The 15,130-nt window shown below is 58.4% G+C and carries 12 protein-coding genes and 1 tRNA gene; 3 read left to right on the top strand and 10 right to left on the bottom strand.

The window, feature by feature from the left end:
* Window positions 1-2: 2 nt before the first annotated feature.
* The 10 genes from LOL23_RS07765 to LOL23_RS07715 form a co-directional block, all read right to left on the bottom strand.
* Window positions 3-1,163: a Bug family tripartite tricarboxylate transporter substrate binding protein gene (locus LOL23_RS07765; RefSeq protein WP_237173425.1), complete on the bottom strand. Its 1,161-nt coding sequence runs from the start codon at window positions 1,161-1,163 to the stop codon at window positions 3-5.
* Window positions 1,075-1,998: a LysR family transcriptional regulator gene (locus tag LOL23_RS07760; RefSeq protein ID WP_237173424.1), complete on the bottom strand. Its 924-nt coding sequence runs from the start codon at window positions 1,996-1,998 to the stop codon at window positions 1,075-1,077. Before LOL23_RS07760 ends, LOL23_RS07765 begins: the two co-directional genes overlap by 89 nt.
* Complete coding sequence (locus LOL23_RS07755; RefSeq protein WP_237173423.1) at window positions 1,979-3,718, bottom strand: hydantoinase B/oxoprolinase family protein; 1,740 nt, start codon at window positions 3,716-3,718, stop codon at window positions 1,979-1,981. The genes LOL23_RS07760 and LOL23_RS07755 overlap by 20 nt, the downstream gene beginning before the upstream one ends.
* Window positions 3,682-5,745, bottom strand: coding sequence for a hydantoinase/oxoprolinase family protein (locus LOL23_RS07750; protein ID WP_237173422.1), 2,064 nt, complete (start codon window positions 5,743-5,745; stop codon window positions 3,682-3,684). Before LOL23_RS07750 ends, LOL23_RS07755 begins: the two co-directional genes overlap by 37 nt.
* Before the next feature lie 110 nt (window positions 5,746-5,855).
* Window positions 5,856-6,821 (bottom strand): Bug family tripartite tricarboxylate transporter substrate binding protein, encoded by a 966-nt coding sequence (locus LOL23_RS07745; protein WP_237173421.1) that lies wholly within the window; start codon window positions 6,819-6,821, stop codon window positions 5,856-5,858.
* A 276-nt stretch (window positions 6,822-7,097) separates the two neighbouring features.
* Entirely contained in the window at window positions 7,098-7,478 is a 381-nt protein-coding gene (locus tag LOL23_RS07740; protein ID WP_237173420.1) for a VOC family protein, read from the bottom strand.
* Between the two features lie 204 nt (window positions 7,479-7,682).
* Window positions 7,683-8,684, bottom strand: a complete 1,002-nt coding sequence (locus tag LOL23_RS07735; protein ID WP_160980156.1) for a Bug family tripartite tricarboxylate transporter substrate binding protein — start codon at window positions 8,682-8,684, stop codon at window positions 7,683-7,685.
* Window positions 8,685-8,758: 74 nt separating this feature from the next.
* Window positions 8,759-9,994, bottom strand: a complete 1,236-nt coding sequence (locus LOL23_RS07730; protein ID WP_160980154.1) for a CaiB/BaiF CoA transferase family protein — start codon at window positions 9,992-9,994, stop codon at window positions 8,759-8,761.
* 76 nt (window positions 9,995-10,070) lie between these two features.
* Entirely contained in the window at window positions 10,071-10,601 is a 531-nt protein-coding gene (locus tag LOL23_RS19015; RefSeq protein ID WP_305072116.1) for a UGSC family (seleno)protein, read from the bottom strand.
* 71 nt (window positions 10,602-10,672) lie between these two features.
* Window positions 10,673-11,710 (bottom strand): hypothetical protein, encoded by a 1,038-nt coding sequence (locus tag LOL23_RS07715; RefSeq protein ID WP_160980148.1) that lies wholly within the window; start codon window positions 11,708-11,710, stop codon window positions 10,673-10,675.
* Between the two features lie 360 nt (window positions 11,711-12,070).
* On the opposite strand from LOL23_RS07715, the gene LOL23_RS07710 reads away from it, so the two are divergent.
* The 3 genes from LOL23_RS07710 to selB all read left to right on the top strand — a co-directional run bounded on the left by LOL23_RS07710 (window position 12,071) and on the right by selB (window position 15,122).
* The gene (locus LOL23_RS07710; protein ID WP_160980146.1) at window positions 12,071-12,982 is read left to right on the top strand and encodes an NAD(P)/FAD-dependent oxidoreductase; all 912 of its coding nucleotides are present in this window, start codon (window positions 12,071-12,073) and stop codon (window positions 12,980-12,982) included.
* Window positions 12,983-12,994: 12 nt separating this feature from the next.
* Window positions 12,995-13,090 (top strand) — tRNA-Sec (locus LOL23_RS07705).
* Window positions 13,091-13,187: 97 nt separating this feature from the next.
* On the top strand, window positions 13,188-15,122 hold the full coding sequence (gene selB, locus LOL23_RS07700; protein WP_237173419.1) for a selenocysteine-specific translation elongation factor: 1,935 nt from the start codon (window positions 13,188-13,190) through the stop codon (window positions 15,120-15,122).
* The last annotated feature ends 8 nt before the right edge of the window (window positions 15,123-15,130 follow it).

The raw sequence follows: 15,130 nt of genomic DNA, 5'->3' as shown, positions 1-15,130 counted from the left end.
GGTCAAACCCTCTCAATCTTAGCGGTGGTGATCACCTCGCGCCATTTCTTGGCATCGGCTTCAATGAATATTTTGAAGTCTTGCGCACTGCCACCCTTGGTTTCCAGACCTTGTTTTCTGAAAGATTCGCGCACATCGTCACGCTGCAACACGGCGTTCAGTGCATTGTTCAAGCGTTCGACTACCTCGCGTGGCGTACCCGCTGGCACTACTATGCCATTCCATGCGCTACCTACAACGTTTTTCAAACCCATTTCGGGGGCCGCGGGAACGTCGGGCATCAGCGGGCTGCGCGCTGCCGACGTTATGAACAGCGGAACAAGCTGCTTGACGCTGACGGCCGAAAGTACGGCGGAAACTGGAATAAACAGCACGTCGACATGTCCTGCAATGGTATTAGTAACTGCTTCAGCGCCGCCTTTATAGGGTACATCGACCAAACGCGTACCTGATTCGATGCGATAGAGTGCTGTCATCAGGTGATTAACCGAGCCCGTGCCTCCGATGCCGGCATTGATGCCATCGCCCCGCGCCGCAGCCCATCTCGTGAATGATTGATTGTCCGTGATGGGCAACTTCCCGTGCGCCGCCATAATCAAGGGACTTTCGTTCAGCAGAATTACAGGTATCAGTGCGGTTGTCGGGTCATAGGGGAGGTTCGTATACAGCGACTTACCTACACTAACCGGCCCCGGCGTGGCCAGCCCAATGGTATAGCCATCAGGCTTGGCATTGGCGATCAGCCGCGTACCGATGTTTCCGCCTGCGCCACTGCGATTTTCCACAACAACGGGTTGGCCCAGCGTCTGCTCCAGCTTGGCAGCAACCAGACGCGCCACGTTATCGCTCCCGCCTCCTGCGGGGTATGGCACAACCAGCGTAATCGATCGATCGGGATAGCTGGTTTGCGCGACTGTAACTGTGGGAGCAAGCCCCACAAGCGCGATGCCTCCGGCGATCAAGCGAATCAGAAATGTACGGCGAACATTGGACATGATCTTTCTCCAGGTGCTGAAGTTAAAACGCTCGTGAGTTTTCACAAGCGGTATGGGCATATGCGCGTGTTGCCGCACCTCAATGAGGCGCGGCAGCGCAGTGGTTCGCGCACGCATATACTTGCTCACGCAGCCACCTGTGCGACGCGCTGCGATCGCTTCTGGCATGCCATAGCTGCGTGAATCGCAGCGTCGGCAAAGAAAGCGGATGCGGACAGAGAACCAGATCGGCATGTTTCTGAAGCTTCATTGCGACCTTGGAGGTCGTTGTCAAAAGCAGATCTGTGCCAGCAAGAATATCGGGTATGGAAAGCAATGAAGAAACCCGAGCCGCCACCTGCCGCTGCCTGCCCAGCGCGGCAAGCGCCTGTTCAACCACGCCTGTGGCGCCGCCGCCTTGCCGCGGCATGACCAAGTGTTTGCACCCCAGGAATTCATTGACACCCATGGCAGCATTCGCCAACGGGTGGTCAGCGCGCATAAGGCACACGAATTCATCCCGAAAAAGCTCGGCGTGACGGATGGGGTGTGTGAACGACGCATCCGACGCCAGGCATAGATCAACCTTGCTGGTGAGCAAAAGTTCTTCTGCAGTATAGGTATTGATGTCTATCGTCTTCAGCGTGACGTTAGGCGCACTCTTCGCCAACGACTTGATCAAGTCCGGGAGCAGCACATACGAGCCATAATCGGAGATACCCACCGAAAAATGCACCGTCGCCGAGCCTGGCTCGAAGTGGGGGTGATCCGACAGAATATCTTCCAACAGGCTGACCGACTGGCTGACGTTATGATGGATCTCCAGCGCCTTGTGCGTCGGGAGCATGCAGGTTCCGGAGCGAACGAACAGTGGGTCTCGGAAAATCAGCCGCAGGTTGGAAAGTCCTTTGCTGACAACCGACTGGCTTAACCGCAGGCTGTTGGATGCCCGCGAGACGTTGCCCTCGGACATAATCGCCTGAAATATTTGGAGGTCCATGACGTCAAGATGTTTTTTGCCCATAGTGGTCTACCACGGCGTCTGCCGAAATTTTTCCTTGCAGGCAATCAGAACGTATGGCTTGGGATGTCCGCAATGCGGGTTCGCCCGCACCACCTCCACCTGGTGTCACTATACGTAAGAGGTCACCTCTTTGTAAGGGTGTCGCTGAGCTGGTGGATGGCAGCCGTTGTTCCCGGGCCGTGCCAGGGTTCAAAATGAACGCGCCCAATGCGCCGGGTCGGCCGCCGTTTATGCCCTTGGCATGAAATTTCTGCCGGGCGCTGCGCAGCGCCACGGTCATATCTTCTCCGTAGAGCCGCAGATCGCGCACGATACCCATACCACCTCGGTACTGACCCGGGCCGCCCGAGTTCTCCGCAAGCGCATAGCGTTCCACAATCACGGGGAATTCCAATTCCATCGACTCAACCGGCAAGTTCGAGGTGTTGGTCATATGCACGTGCACGGCATCCATGCCATCGGCATAACGACTTGCGCCCTGCCCTCCACAGAAATTCTCATAATCAATGAAGAACGCACCGGTTCTAGGGTCATTGCCCGAAAGAATCGTCCCCTGAAACGGCCCGTTGAACGCCATCTGCCTAGGTGGGCATGCCTGACCAATGGCGTTCATCAGTACGTCAGCCAGAATCATTGAGGTAACGTTACGCGAGCTAACCGCCGCCGGCGCAATCGGGTTAACCACCCGCCCCTCGGGTGCGAGCACCTGCACCGCCCGAAACAAGCCTTCGTTGATCGGCCCACGGGGATCGACAAAGCTTTTCAGCATGTAATACACGGTGGCTAGGGTATGCGGCCAGGGTACATTCTTGCCGCTTCCTATCTGGGGAGCGCAGCCCGACAGATCCACCAGAATATGCCCCTCGTCAATAGTTACTTCGGCGGCCAGCAGGACGGGCTCGTCGGATACGCCGTCTTCATCCAGCCAGTCAGTTGCGGAGTACGTACCGGGGCGCATGCTGTTTCGAATACGCTCCGTGACACGTTTTTCGGTACTGTTCAACATATCGTCGATCGAGCTGCCCATGGCATCACAGCCATACTTGGCATACAGCTGCCCCAGCCTGCCGGCGCCGCGCTCCACTGCCGCCACCTGCGCAGCCAAGTCGCCGCGGCTGAAGTGCGGCGTGCGCGAGTTCAGCAAGAACAACTCAATCACATCGGAGTTGCGAACGCCTGCCGTGTAGATGCGCAGCGGCGGAATTCGTATTCCTTCCTGAAAAATGCTGACCGAATCTCCTGCCTCACTGCCGGGCACGCGCCCGCCGACGTCAGAGTGGTGCGCCACAGCAATGGCGAACGCGACGGGCTGCTCGCCAACAAAGACGGGGACGGCCACGGTACAGTCATTCAGATGAGTAACGCCCACGATATAAGGATCATTGGCCAGAAACACATCGCCGGGCCGCAGCGCGTCCGCAGGAAAACGTTTGAGTATCTGCGGTACCAGTCTGAGTGTCGCGCCTAGATGCGCGGGCGCATTAGCCGCCAGCGAAAGTGTGCGCCCTCCAATGTCGCAAATTGCGGTCGAGCAATCGCCGCGCTCTTTGATGTTGGGGGAATAGGCGGTTCTGATAAGGCTGGCAAGCATTTCCGCTGTACCCGCATTCAGCGCGCTTGAAATTATCTCGGTTGTTCCGGTCTGCATGTTTCGTGATCCAAAGAGTACAGTGGCGGCGCCACCTAGGCGCGTTCCCAGGTTATTTCCAGGTTGAGCCACGGATCCACGCAGGCATAAAATCCCGGCGGTATGATCGTGGTGCTGTCCATCTGCTCAATGATGGCGGGTCCGGTCAATCGGTGTCCCGGCTGAAGCATATCCCGGTGATATACCGGGCAACGCACTCGCGATTCGCCGTCAAAGACTGTTTCTCGAAAGCTTATTGCGGCGGGCAGGCTCGCCGTATCGGCTTGGCCTTGCTCCAGGCTAGGCCGCGGAACGGGTACGATGGCATCCAGCCGCAGGGTGACAATATCGATGTGCCCTTCGGGTTGTCGATAGCCGTACAGGTCTTCGTGTGCGCAATGAAAGTTCTGACGTATGTGTTCGATGCTGTCGCAATCAATAGGGCCGCTGGGGACAGCAACCGTAATTTCATGATTCTGTCCGCAGTAGCGCACATCGGCATGGCGTTCAAAATACAAGGTCGAAAGATCGAGGTAATCAGCGTCGAGGTTGCCACGCGCATGTGCCTCCATGGAGACGAAGGTGTGATTCATGATCTTATGGACAGCGGGATCGGACTGCTGAAGCAAAATCGTCTGACTCAGATTCTGTTGAATGTCCTTGGTCAGCACGCCAAGCGCGCAGAAGACGCCCGCATTGCGCGGAATCAGCACGCGAGCCATGCCTACTTCGCGCGCAACGGATGCGGCATGCAGCGGGCCCGCGCCACCCAGCGCGATCAGCGTGAAGCCGGACGGGTCAATGCCACGCTCGACCGATACCACACGCAGCGCCTGGGCCATATTGGCTTCGGCCAACGCAACCACCGCATTTGCGGCCGCGATCACTCCCGTGTTTTTCGTTTGAGCGATATCGTTGGCGATCACTTCATGCGAACGCGTGGCATTGATCGCCAACGCCCCGTCCAGCAAATAATGCTGATTCAGCCGCCCCAGCACAACATTGGCATCGGTCACCGTAACATGGTTGCCGCCATTTTCGTAGCACGCAGGCCCTGGGTTGGCCCCCGCGCTTTCAGGGCCAACATTGAGCAAACCACCTTCATCAACATGAGCAATACTGCTGCCGCCGGCGCCTATCGTGTGAATATCGTGGGATGTAACCCGGATCGGATACCCCTTGATGCTGCGCTGATAGGTCTTTTGTGCTTTGCCATGATGAATCAGGCACACTTCGGTGCTGGTTCCACCCATATCGAAGGTGATCAAGTCGCCACAACCGGTCAGCGCGCCCATGTACTCAGCACTGCTGACACCACCGCTGGGGCCGGAGAACAGCGTATCAATAGGGCGCCGCCCTCCCATTTCGGGGCTGAACACGCCTCCGCTGGAGCTCATCACTTTCGGTGCGACCTTGATTCCCAGTTCCGAAATGGCATGACTGAATTTCTCGAAATAGCTGCTGGTAACAGGAATGAGCGAAGCATTGATGGCGGTTGACACAAAACGCTCGTACTCCCGAAATTCCGGCATCACATCGAAAGAGGTCACTACGTGCACATCTTTCCAGTCGGATTTCACAATTTCCGCAGCACTGCGCTCATGATCCGGGTTTTTGTATGAATTCAGAAAGCAGATGGCGACACTATCGACCCCGGCTTGGCGCAATGTATCCGCGGCATGGCTGACATCAGCTTCAGACAGAGGCGTAATGATGCGACCGTCATGGCCCATGCGCTCATTCACTTCCAGCCGTAGCTCACGCGGCACCGGAACCTGGGGTTTCCGCTGAAGCGGATCGTATACGGCGGGGCGCTTCTGTCGCGCAATCTCAAGCAGATCACGAAAACCACTCGTGGTAATCAGGCCGGTTTTCGCGACTTTCCATTCAAGCAGTGCGTTGGTCGCAACAGTAGTCCCCAAGCCTACGAAAGAAACTTGATTCCCACGTATGCCGACTCGCCCGAACAGTTCTTGCAGACCACGCAACGGTGCCAGGTGGGGGTGCGACGGGGTTGATGACACTTTATGGCTATAGGTTCTTCCGGAAGTTTCTTCAAGAAGAAAAAGATCTGTGAATGTTCCGCCGACGTCAATGCCGACGCGATAGCTGGGCTGCATGGTGAACCTTTGTATTGCTGTACGTGATCAGGTAGTGGGTGGAACGCGCACGCGTCCGAACGCCTCGCCGCAGCGAACGTGAGACAGGTGCTGGCGGCGCTGGCGGCCGCCTACTGCGCCTGGATGTTCAAGTCTGAGATCAGTTGGCGATAGCTGCGCAGTTCAGTGGTGATATACGCATTGAATGCCTCGGGTGCCATGACCTCGGGAGTTGCGCCGATTTCGATAAAGCGCTGTTTAAGTGCAGGCGACTGCATCGCTTTTTCAAGCGCGCGGCTCAAGGTGGCAATGCGGTCTTTAGGGGTATGTGCGGGGGCAAGGACACCCCACCATGTGACAAAGCTGAAATCTCCGAGGCCAGTTTCAGCCAGGGTCGGCACCGAGGTCAACGCATCAATGGGAAAGCGTTGTTGTCCTGTGACTGCCAGCGCGCGGGTTTTTCCGGAACGGATGAAAGGCAGCGCCGCGGGGATGCTGTCGATGAGAAAATCTATCTCCGCGCCGGCCACCGCTATCTCGGCAGCGCCACTGCCTTTGTAAGGTATGTGAAGCAGTCTCAAGCCTGTGGCGACGCCAAACTTTTCAGCGACGAGATGTGTCGGCTGCCCCAGGCCGGCCGAGCCGAACGCGAGATCCTTGCCTGCCTTGCCCGCTGCCACAAGATCAGCGGTGGACTTGTAGCCGCTTTGGGCATTCACCACGAGCACACTCGGCCCACTGGCCAAGTGGGCAACAGGCTCGAAGCTTTTGACTGGATCAAATGGCAGCTTCTTGAACAAGGATGGATTAATGACGTGGCCGCTCGACGTGAATAGCAAGGTGTAGCCATCGGCCTTGCTGTTGGCCACATAGTTTGTGCCGATATTGCCGGAGGCGCCCGGCTTGTTGTCGATGACAACGGAAACACCAAACTCCGCGCTGAGTTCCTGTCCGATCAACCGCGCCATGATGTCTGTTCCACCGCCAGGACTATATGGCACAACGATGGTTACGGAAGCATCAGGATAACTCTGTGCACTGGCGGCACCGCCACCGAGCAGAAGGGAGGTTAAGAACAGCGCGCGGGCCAATCGCATGAAAGTCTCCGGAATCAATGTGCTTATGCCTGCGCATATTAAGTGGCGCAAGTCCGGTGAACAATATAGATTGTGTGTTAATGCACTATTCCGTTTTCGAATACTTTTGAAGAGCGGGTATGCAGACGGACCAATCCCCTCATACCATCAAAACCATCATGCGGCCTAATAAACGCGATGGCGTAAGCTGCGGCGGGCATCCTGGACGTTCAGAGCGGCGGCTCGCCATCGTTGCTTTGTTGGCGCCGGGCACCAGGATGCCCGGCAAGCAGCCAACTATGCACACAGTTCGGATATCTCTATCAGGTTCAAGTCTGGATCTCTCAGATAAATTGACCTAATCGGGCCTGTGGCACCGGTGCGCATGACGGGGCCTTCGATAATGTGCGCACCGCGCTGGTGCAGCGTGGCAATCACTTGATTCAGCGGCTGGCTGGCGATGAAACATAAATCCAGCGCGCCCGGAACGGGCGTGTGAGCCTTGGGCTCGAACTCATGGCCTTTGACATGGATATTGATCTTCTGCCTGCCGAAAATAAGCGCCTTGCGCCCGCCGCCGAATGTCTCCAGCCGCATCCCCAGCAAGCCGCTGTAGAAATCAATGCAGGCCTGCTCGTCCGTGGTAGTTAGAACCAGGTGATCCAGGTGGTCAATCATTATCAATGTGCTCCAGCGTTGCATACGCCCGGGCCAGGCAGTCGCCAATGCCATCCCAGTAGCGCATCGAACGGCATGATCCCCGCCTGAATGGCTGAAATGATACTCGCCAATCCCATGGCACGCGTCGCGTGAGCGTGGGCGGCAAAGCCCAAGTCCGCCGTCCACCGTCCTCCGTCCGCCACTACAGCTGGCCGCCAGCGATCATACCGGTTTTATGCCGGCCGCCTGGATGATGGATGCGTAACGCGTGGTCTCTTCACGACAGAAGTTCGAGAACGCCTGAGGATCCTCGCCGCCGGGGTAGGCCTGTATCTGCTCCAGCTGCTTGATGACAGCCGCGGCGGTCAACGCTTTCTTTGCGTTGGCGTACACCGCCTGCACAATAGCCTCAGGGGTATTGGCGGGTGCCCACAGGCCGTACCACGTGCTTAGATTCAAGGTGGGGTAGCCGAGCTCCGCGAATGTCGGTACGTCGGGCAGGCTGGGAACCCGCTCGTGGGCGGTAACGCCCAGGGCCCGCAGTCTTCCGCTGCGCACGAAGTTGATCGACGATGGCATGGAGTCGAACATATAGCTTACTTGGCCGCCGATGACATCGGTCAGGGCCGGTGCCGACCCTTTATACGGCACGTGGGTAATGTTGCGTTTAATGGCCTGTTTGAAAAGCTCTCCCGTCAGATGACCGGGCGCGCCGATGCTTGAGGAAGCGAACGTATATTTCTCGGGATTGGCTTTAACGGCCGTGACGAGATCCTCGAATGTCTTGAAGGGCGAATCCGCGCTGACGACCAGTTGGATGGGCGTGGAAGCAAGCTTGGTGATCGGCGTGAAATCTTTCAAGGGATCGTCCAGCACTTCTTTATAGATCAGCGGGTTGATGACGTGCGCGGAGACGTTCATCAGAAGCGTTGAGCCGTCTGCTTGCGCCTTGGCGACGGCATTGGCGCCTATCATGCCGCTCGCGCCGGATTTGTTGTCGATGACGTAAGCGCTGCCCACCTGTTCGCCCATGGCCAGGCTCACGATGCGGGCGATCATGTCCGTAGGGCCGCCCGGAGGAAAGGGAACGACGACGCGCACCGGCTTGCCGCGCGGGTTGGCGCCGTAGGCTACCGCACCTGTTGCACTGGCCACCGTGGCCAATGTCGTTGCAAGAAAGTGGCGGCGCGTGAAGAGCGTCCGCTTGGGGGTTTGGGATTGCATAATGTCTCCGATGGTTATTTTGCTTTCATCTATCTTGCTTTCTTGTATGACATCCCTTCTTGCATAAGGGAGTGCTACGCCTCATGCAAACCGATCACACCGCGTTGTCGCAAACCGTCTATCGTCTCTGGGTTCAAACCCAGCACGGTGCTCAGCACCTCATGCGTATGTGCGCCGAGTGTGGGCGGTGCCCTGCGATATTCGACGCCCGTGCGCGACATATGCAAAGGGCTGCCCACCATAGCCGCTTCGGTCTCTGTGCAACCTGGAATGGGCACCTTCATTTTTCTGTGTATGACCTGCGGATGGTCGAACACCTCTCGCAGTTCGTTCACCTGCCCGCACAGTACGGCGTGGTCGGTCAGCACACGCAGCCAGTGGCTTGACGGGTTTTCGCGCATGCGCTGAGAGATCAACGAAATAAGCACTTGCCGCGACGCCAGGCGTGCGGTGTTGGTTCGAAAGCGTGGATCGTCAGCCCACTCCGGCGCCCCGAGGGCGTCGCAAAAACGCGCAAACTGGCCGTCGTTTCCCACCGCGACAACGACGTAGCCGTCTGAAGTCGGGAAATCCTGGTAGGGCACGATATTCGGATGGGCGTTGCCGTAGCGACGAGGCTGCTCTCCCGTTGCCAGGTAGTTCATAGCCTGATTGGCAAGGGTTGCGACCTGCACATCCAACAGTGAAACATCAATGTGTTGGCCTATTCCAGATCGATCTCGCTCCGCGAGCGCGGCAAGTATGCCGACCGTGGCATAAAGCCCCGTCAGGATGTCGGCGACCGCGACGCCCACCTTGAGCGGCCCGCCGCCCGTCTCCTCATCGGGACGTCCAGTGATGCTCATCAATCCGCCCATCGCCTGAATCAATAAATCGTATCCAGGGCGTTCCGCATAAGGCCCTGACTGTCCGAAACCAGTGATGGAGCAGTACACGATGCGAGGATTGGCCTCGCACAAGCTTGCGTAATCAAGCCCGTATTTTTTCAGGTCGCCAACCTTGAAGTTTTCGATGACGACATCACTTTCCGCGGCAAGCTGGCTGACAATCTGACGGCCTTCCTGGCTAGACAGATCAACGGCCATGGAACGTTTGTTGCGATTCGCACCGGCGAAATAGGCCGATTGCGGCATGGATTCCTGGTGCGGCACATCCATCCAGGGCGGCCCCCATGCACGCGTATCATCGCCTTGGCCCGGGCGTTCGATCTTGATGATGTCAGCCCCCAGATCACCCAGAATCTGGCTGGCCCAGGGGCCAGCCAGGACCCGTGTCAGATCCAGTACGCGCAAATGCGTCAGTGCACCCACAGAGCACCTCTTCTCAACGTAAGCGTTACCGTGCGCGTCATCCCCTCGTTGATGAGGGAGTACTCATACGGCGGCATCATGAGGCCCGCTCGGTCAGAAGAGACACGATCTGTTTGGCCGCTACTTCAGCCTTCTGACGAAGCACCTCGTCGCTGTTGTTGGAAATGGGGTGATCGATAACAGCAAATGGATACCCCGGCAAGCCGTTAAGCTCACCCATCAACTCCGCACTACGCACGAAGCGATCAGTCATTATGCCGACGGCGGGAATCCCCAACCGCTCAGCTTCAATGGCGTCATGCAGACTGCACGACGAACAAGAGCCTCAGTCACCCATGGCGGCGAGGACAGCGTCCGCGCCGGCAATGCTCGCCAAAAGGTCGGGAGGAACGGGTTTGGTTGCATCGGGTTTACGCACGCGCAAGAACTCCCTCGCCCCGTACTGCGAACGGAGGATTTCCGCCAGATGCGTGAAAAACTGGGCGGTGCCGATCTTGCCGTTATCAATCATCCCGATCACCGCACCCGCAAGCGACTTGAGCGGCGGGGCCAGGCGAAGCGCACCCCCTTCCGCTGACGCGCGTGGGTCTAGAACTCGCAGTGTCATGGTGTTCTCCTTTATGTAAAACGTCTAGCGATGTGTAAAACGTCTAGCTATGCGGGGAATCGTCATGCGGCTCAGTCGGACACCTGCACAGTGACCGCCAGAGATCTGCTGCCTATCCAGGGGGGCGCAATCACCCCGAAGCCGCCCGCCGGCCCACCCGCGGCGACAACGAGCAAGTCGTCCGGCGAGCGCAAGGCGCAATACTCCTTCTCTTCGTCCTTGAGTGAGGCAATGGACGCTTTGCCAACGTCGCGCCACTGCTTTCGTCGTACGCGGCAGCGCTCGAACATATATTCCCGTATGTCTTGCTTGGTCCAGCCCGCGTTGTTGAAAACATCGCGATGCTGCTTGGCCACCACCATGGCATAGTTGCCCGCCCAGATCGAGTATTCGAGCATATTGCTACGCACGGCGGCGGCGTAGGTTTCCAGCAGCTCCTTCGGATCATGCGTCCATTCATTCATGACCTGATGTGGAGACACAGCAGACATGACGGTTACCGCGGATGCGCCCGCAGCAATGCCCCGCTCCTGCGCCAGCGGCAGCCAGCGGCTGTCTTCCTCATCTTCGGCCAGGCAAAATGTGAACTTGCCGGGGTGTCCAAATGTGGCCCTGTCGAGCTGCCCTGGTATGCCGCCAAGCACATTCAGCAGAATCAGCCGGAGCGTACGCCCTATCGTTGCGTTTGCACGGCTGGCATTAGCCAGCGCATTATGTGTGGCATTCATCCCGATCTGTTTGCGGACCGGGCCATTGACAATGATCATGGGTGCCGCGCCACCCGTGCTTGCAGTGGAGCCGTGCAAGCCAAACTGCGGTTCGCAGATCGCTTCGACGATGGCACGCACCACCGGCATGTACTCGGGAAGGCAGCCAGCCATGACGGCCGCGATTGCCACCTTTTCAGCAGTGAGATTTCGGCGCCGCACAGGTTCGGTGCCAATCACATAGTCTGGATCAAGCCCCATCGCCTGGACGAAGCGCAACATGCGCGCTTCGGTGGGCGCCACGATGGGCAGGCCATCCGTCCAGCCTTCCTGCTGGAAACGTTCATTTGCCTCGGTTTCATCCTCAAATTCCAGGATGCCGCTGGTGACAGATGTGTTCATACGTTGATCGCTGAAGGTCGTAGAGAGAGGCGGCGTAGCCATCGTGCAATCAAGCGTAGACGCTCGGGATACAGGCGACAAGCACAATCTATTTCCGCTGACGATTGCGCTTTCCGCATAAACCGAGATGCAGCCGATAACGGTGGCAGATTCAGGCATATGCTGCGAAAGAAACGCCAGGTACCAGATCCACATGCCAGGCCGCGGCGGTTGATCCAAGCGAAGAATAATTGCCAGTAATGCAATTGAACATTGAGATAATCTGTTCTTGTAAAAAATATCGAACCTCAATACGCTGTGTTCCATGAACACATGGCATCCAACGCGTTGATTTTTGCGCACCCTTGCTCAAAGAAAAATATGGCACAGAAATTTGATCTGGTTGTTGTGGGCGAAGGCATTGCCGGCCTGACATGCGCATCCCACGCGGTAAACGCGGGGCTTGACGTGGCAACAATCGAGGCCGAGTTCTTCGGCGGTTTGGTTGTGAACATCAACACACTGGAAAACTTCGAGGCCGCGCAGGGCGAATCGGGGATGACGTTTGCGGGCATGCTCGCGACAGCCAACAAAAAAGCGGGGGTGCACAGCATCTCTGCCGAGGTGGCCGCCATCGACGCCGTTGATGGCGGGTTCGAAGTGCGGACAGAAACTGGCGTGTATGCCGCAAGGTTCGTCGTCATTGCCAGCGGCGCACGCTGGAAGACGCTGGGCATTCCCGGCGAGGCAGAATTCAACGGCCGGGGCGTATCGCACTGCGCCGATTGCGATGCGCCTATGTTTACCGGCGAGGCCGTCGTGGTGGCGGGCGGTGGAAACTGGGCACTGCAAAGCGCGCTGCTGCTCGCCGAGGAATGCGATGCGGTGTCGATCATGGACATGCGCGCCGGCGCGGACGCGTGCGAGGAATACCTTTCACGTGTGAACGCTGATCCCAAAATAAGTCTTTACCCAGAACTCAGTATCACGGAGATCGTTGGAAACGAAGCCGGCATGACGGGCGTGCGTGTACGGGATGCGCGCGGCGCAGAGACAGAAGTCGCCGCGTCGGGGTTGTTCGCAATGGCGGAGCTGGTGCCCAACGGCGATATCGCACCGGTCCAAGCCCAGCGCGACGGGGCTCGCTTCCTGATCGTGAACGACGACATGGAAACGAATATTGCTGGCCTGTTTGCAATAGGCCAGGTGCGGTCGGGGTTTCCCGGATGGCTGAATGACGCGGTGTCCGATGGGCAGCGCGCGGCACAGCGTATCCGGGTCCTGGCTGGCTAGGCTGATCATGAAGGAAGGGATACGTTCCCGGTGGGACGGCCGGACTTCAAATCCGGTTGAGGTTGCGTGGCAATCTTGCGTGGGTTCGACTCCCATTCTCTTCCGCCACTTATCAAGCGGCCTGCACGGCCGTTGACGGCATGATGACGCCGATGCACTTGCTTTGGCACGGCGTTTCGCAGGCGGTTCGGCGGGAGGCCTGAACGTGATTATCGCTACCGCGGGGCATATCGATCATGGGAAAACACGCCTCGTCAAAGCGCTGACGGGTCTTGATACCGATCGTCTCCCTCAAGAGCGCGCGCGTGGAATCACCATTGATCTGGGCTTCGCGCATCTTGACCTTGGCGCTGGCCTGCGCATCAGCTTTATCGACGTACCAGGCCATGAGCGATTCATTCGCAACATGATTGCGGGGGTTTCAGGCATTGACGCTGCATTGGTCGTGGTGGCAGCCGACGACGGCGTCATGCCGCAAACACTGGAGCACCTTAATATTCTGGATCTGCTCGGCGTACGCCGCGGCGCAGTCGCGCTCAGCAAGACAGACCTGGTGCCCGCAAAACATGTGGATGCGGCCGCGTCTGAAATCAGGGCAGTGTTGGCGGGTACCGGGCTTGCGGGGGCGCCGGTGTTTCCCGTGTCCGCAGCGTGCGGGCACGGCTTGGACGCGCTGATCGTCTGGATGAAAAGCCTTGCCTTGCAACAGGCGCACGTCAAGGATGAAGATCATTACTTTCGACTGCCGGTGGATCGTGCCTTTACGATCTCCGGCAGTGGTACTGTCGTGACCGGCACGGTCCGGGCGGGTGCGGTCTCGGTCGGCGATCATTTGCTTGTGTCGCCGCGCCAGGAAGCCGCACGTGTGCGAGGCATACAGATTCACGGCGCGGCGACGGAGACGGCATCACACGGACAGCGCTGCGCATTAAACCTGGCAGGCATCGGCCTAGACCAGATAAAGCGAGGCGATTGGGTTGTGCACCCAGCCGCCCATGAACTAACCGAACGATTTGATGTTCGGATACATGTGCTCGCCAGTGCCGCGCACCCGCTTGAACACAGGACACCAATACAGTTTCACCACGGCGCGGGTAGTATGCCGGCACGTGTCGTATTGCCGGGTGCGGGGCGGATTGGCCCCGGCCAAACCGGGTTTGCCCGACTGCTTATGGAGAGGCCCGTGGCGGTGTGGCACGCGGATCGGTTTATCGTGCGCAGCCAGGATGCACACCTTACGGTAGCGGGCGGTGTGGTGCTCAACCCATATGTATCCGCGCGCAAGCCGCGCAGCGGCACAAGGATGGCCGAACTACAGGCATACGAACGCGCCACCCCCGAGCGAACGCTTGCAGGCTTGCTCGAGCTGACCGAGCGTGGCGTCGCCTGGCCGGCGTTTGTGCGCGCGATGAATCTAACACCTGCCGCCGCCGAGGCTGTGCGGCGTGGCGCAGGCGCCATACAGTTGGGCAAGGAAAGCCCCGTCACCATCAGCCGTACCATGGCCGAGGCACTTACGGCGCGGCTGATGGCAGCGCTGCGCACGTACCACGCACAAAACCCGCGAGCGGCGGGCGCAGCGATGGCAAGCCTTCACGCGAGCCTTGCGCCGCGCATGCCGGCCACAGCATTCCAGGCGTTCGTGCGCAGTTTGGCAAACCGCAAGCTTATCGTTCTATCGAACGATGTGGTGCGTCTGCAAAGCCACGAGGCATCCTCTAATCCAATGGACGACCAGCTGTGGAAGCGTGTCCATGATGCACTGTATCCACTGGGCGCACACTCGCTCTCGCTCGCCCAGCTCGCTGCACACCTCGGCCTCGCGGAGCATGCTGTACGGGACTTTCTGCACCGGAAAAGCCGCACCGGGCTGATTTGGCGTGTTACAGATGCACGCTTCTGCCTCCAGGAAACGCTTGTATCACTTGCTGCTACTGCCGCCGAACTGGCGGCGGAGAAAGACGACGGCCTATTTTCGGCCGCCGATTTTCGGGACGTGATCGGCACAGGGCGAGGGCTCGCCATTCACTACCTGGAGTTCTTTGATCGCGTTGGCATCACACGGCGATCCGGGGATCGCCGGAGCATGGGCATCGACTTTCGCAAAGTGTTGATGCCTGGCGACACCGATTCGGTGTAGCCAATGGC

The sequence above is a fragment of the Paracandidimonas lactea genome, assembly GCF_021653995.1.
Lineage (GTDB): Bacteria > Pseudomonadota > Gammaproteobacteria > Burkholderiales > Burkholderiaceae_B > Allopusillimonas > Allopusillimonas lactea.
The sequence above is the reverse complement of the archived record's forward strand: the minus strand, read 5'-3'. Positions and strand labels throughout refer to the sequence as shown.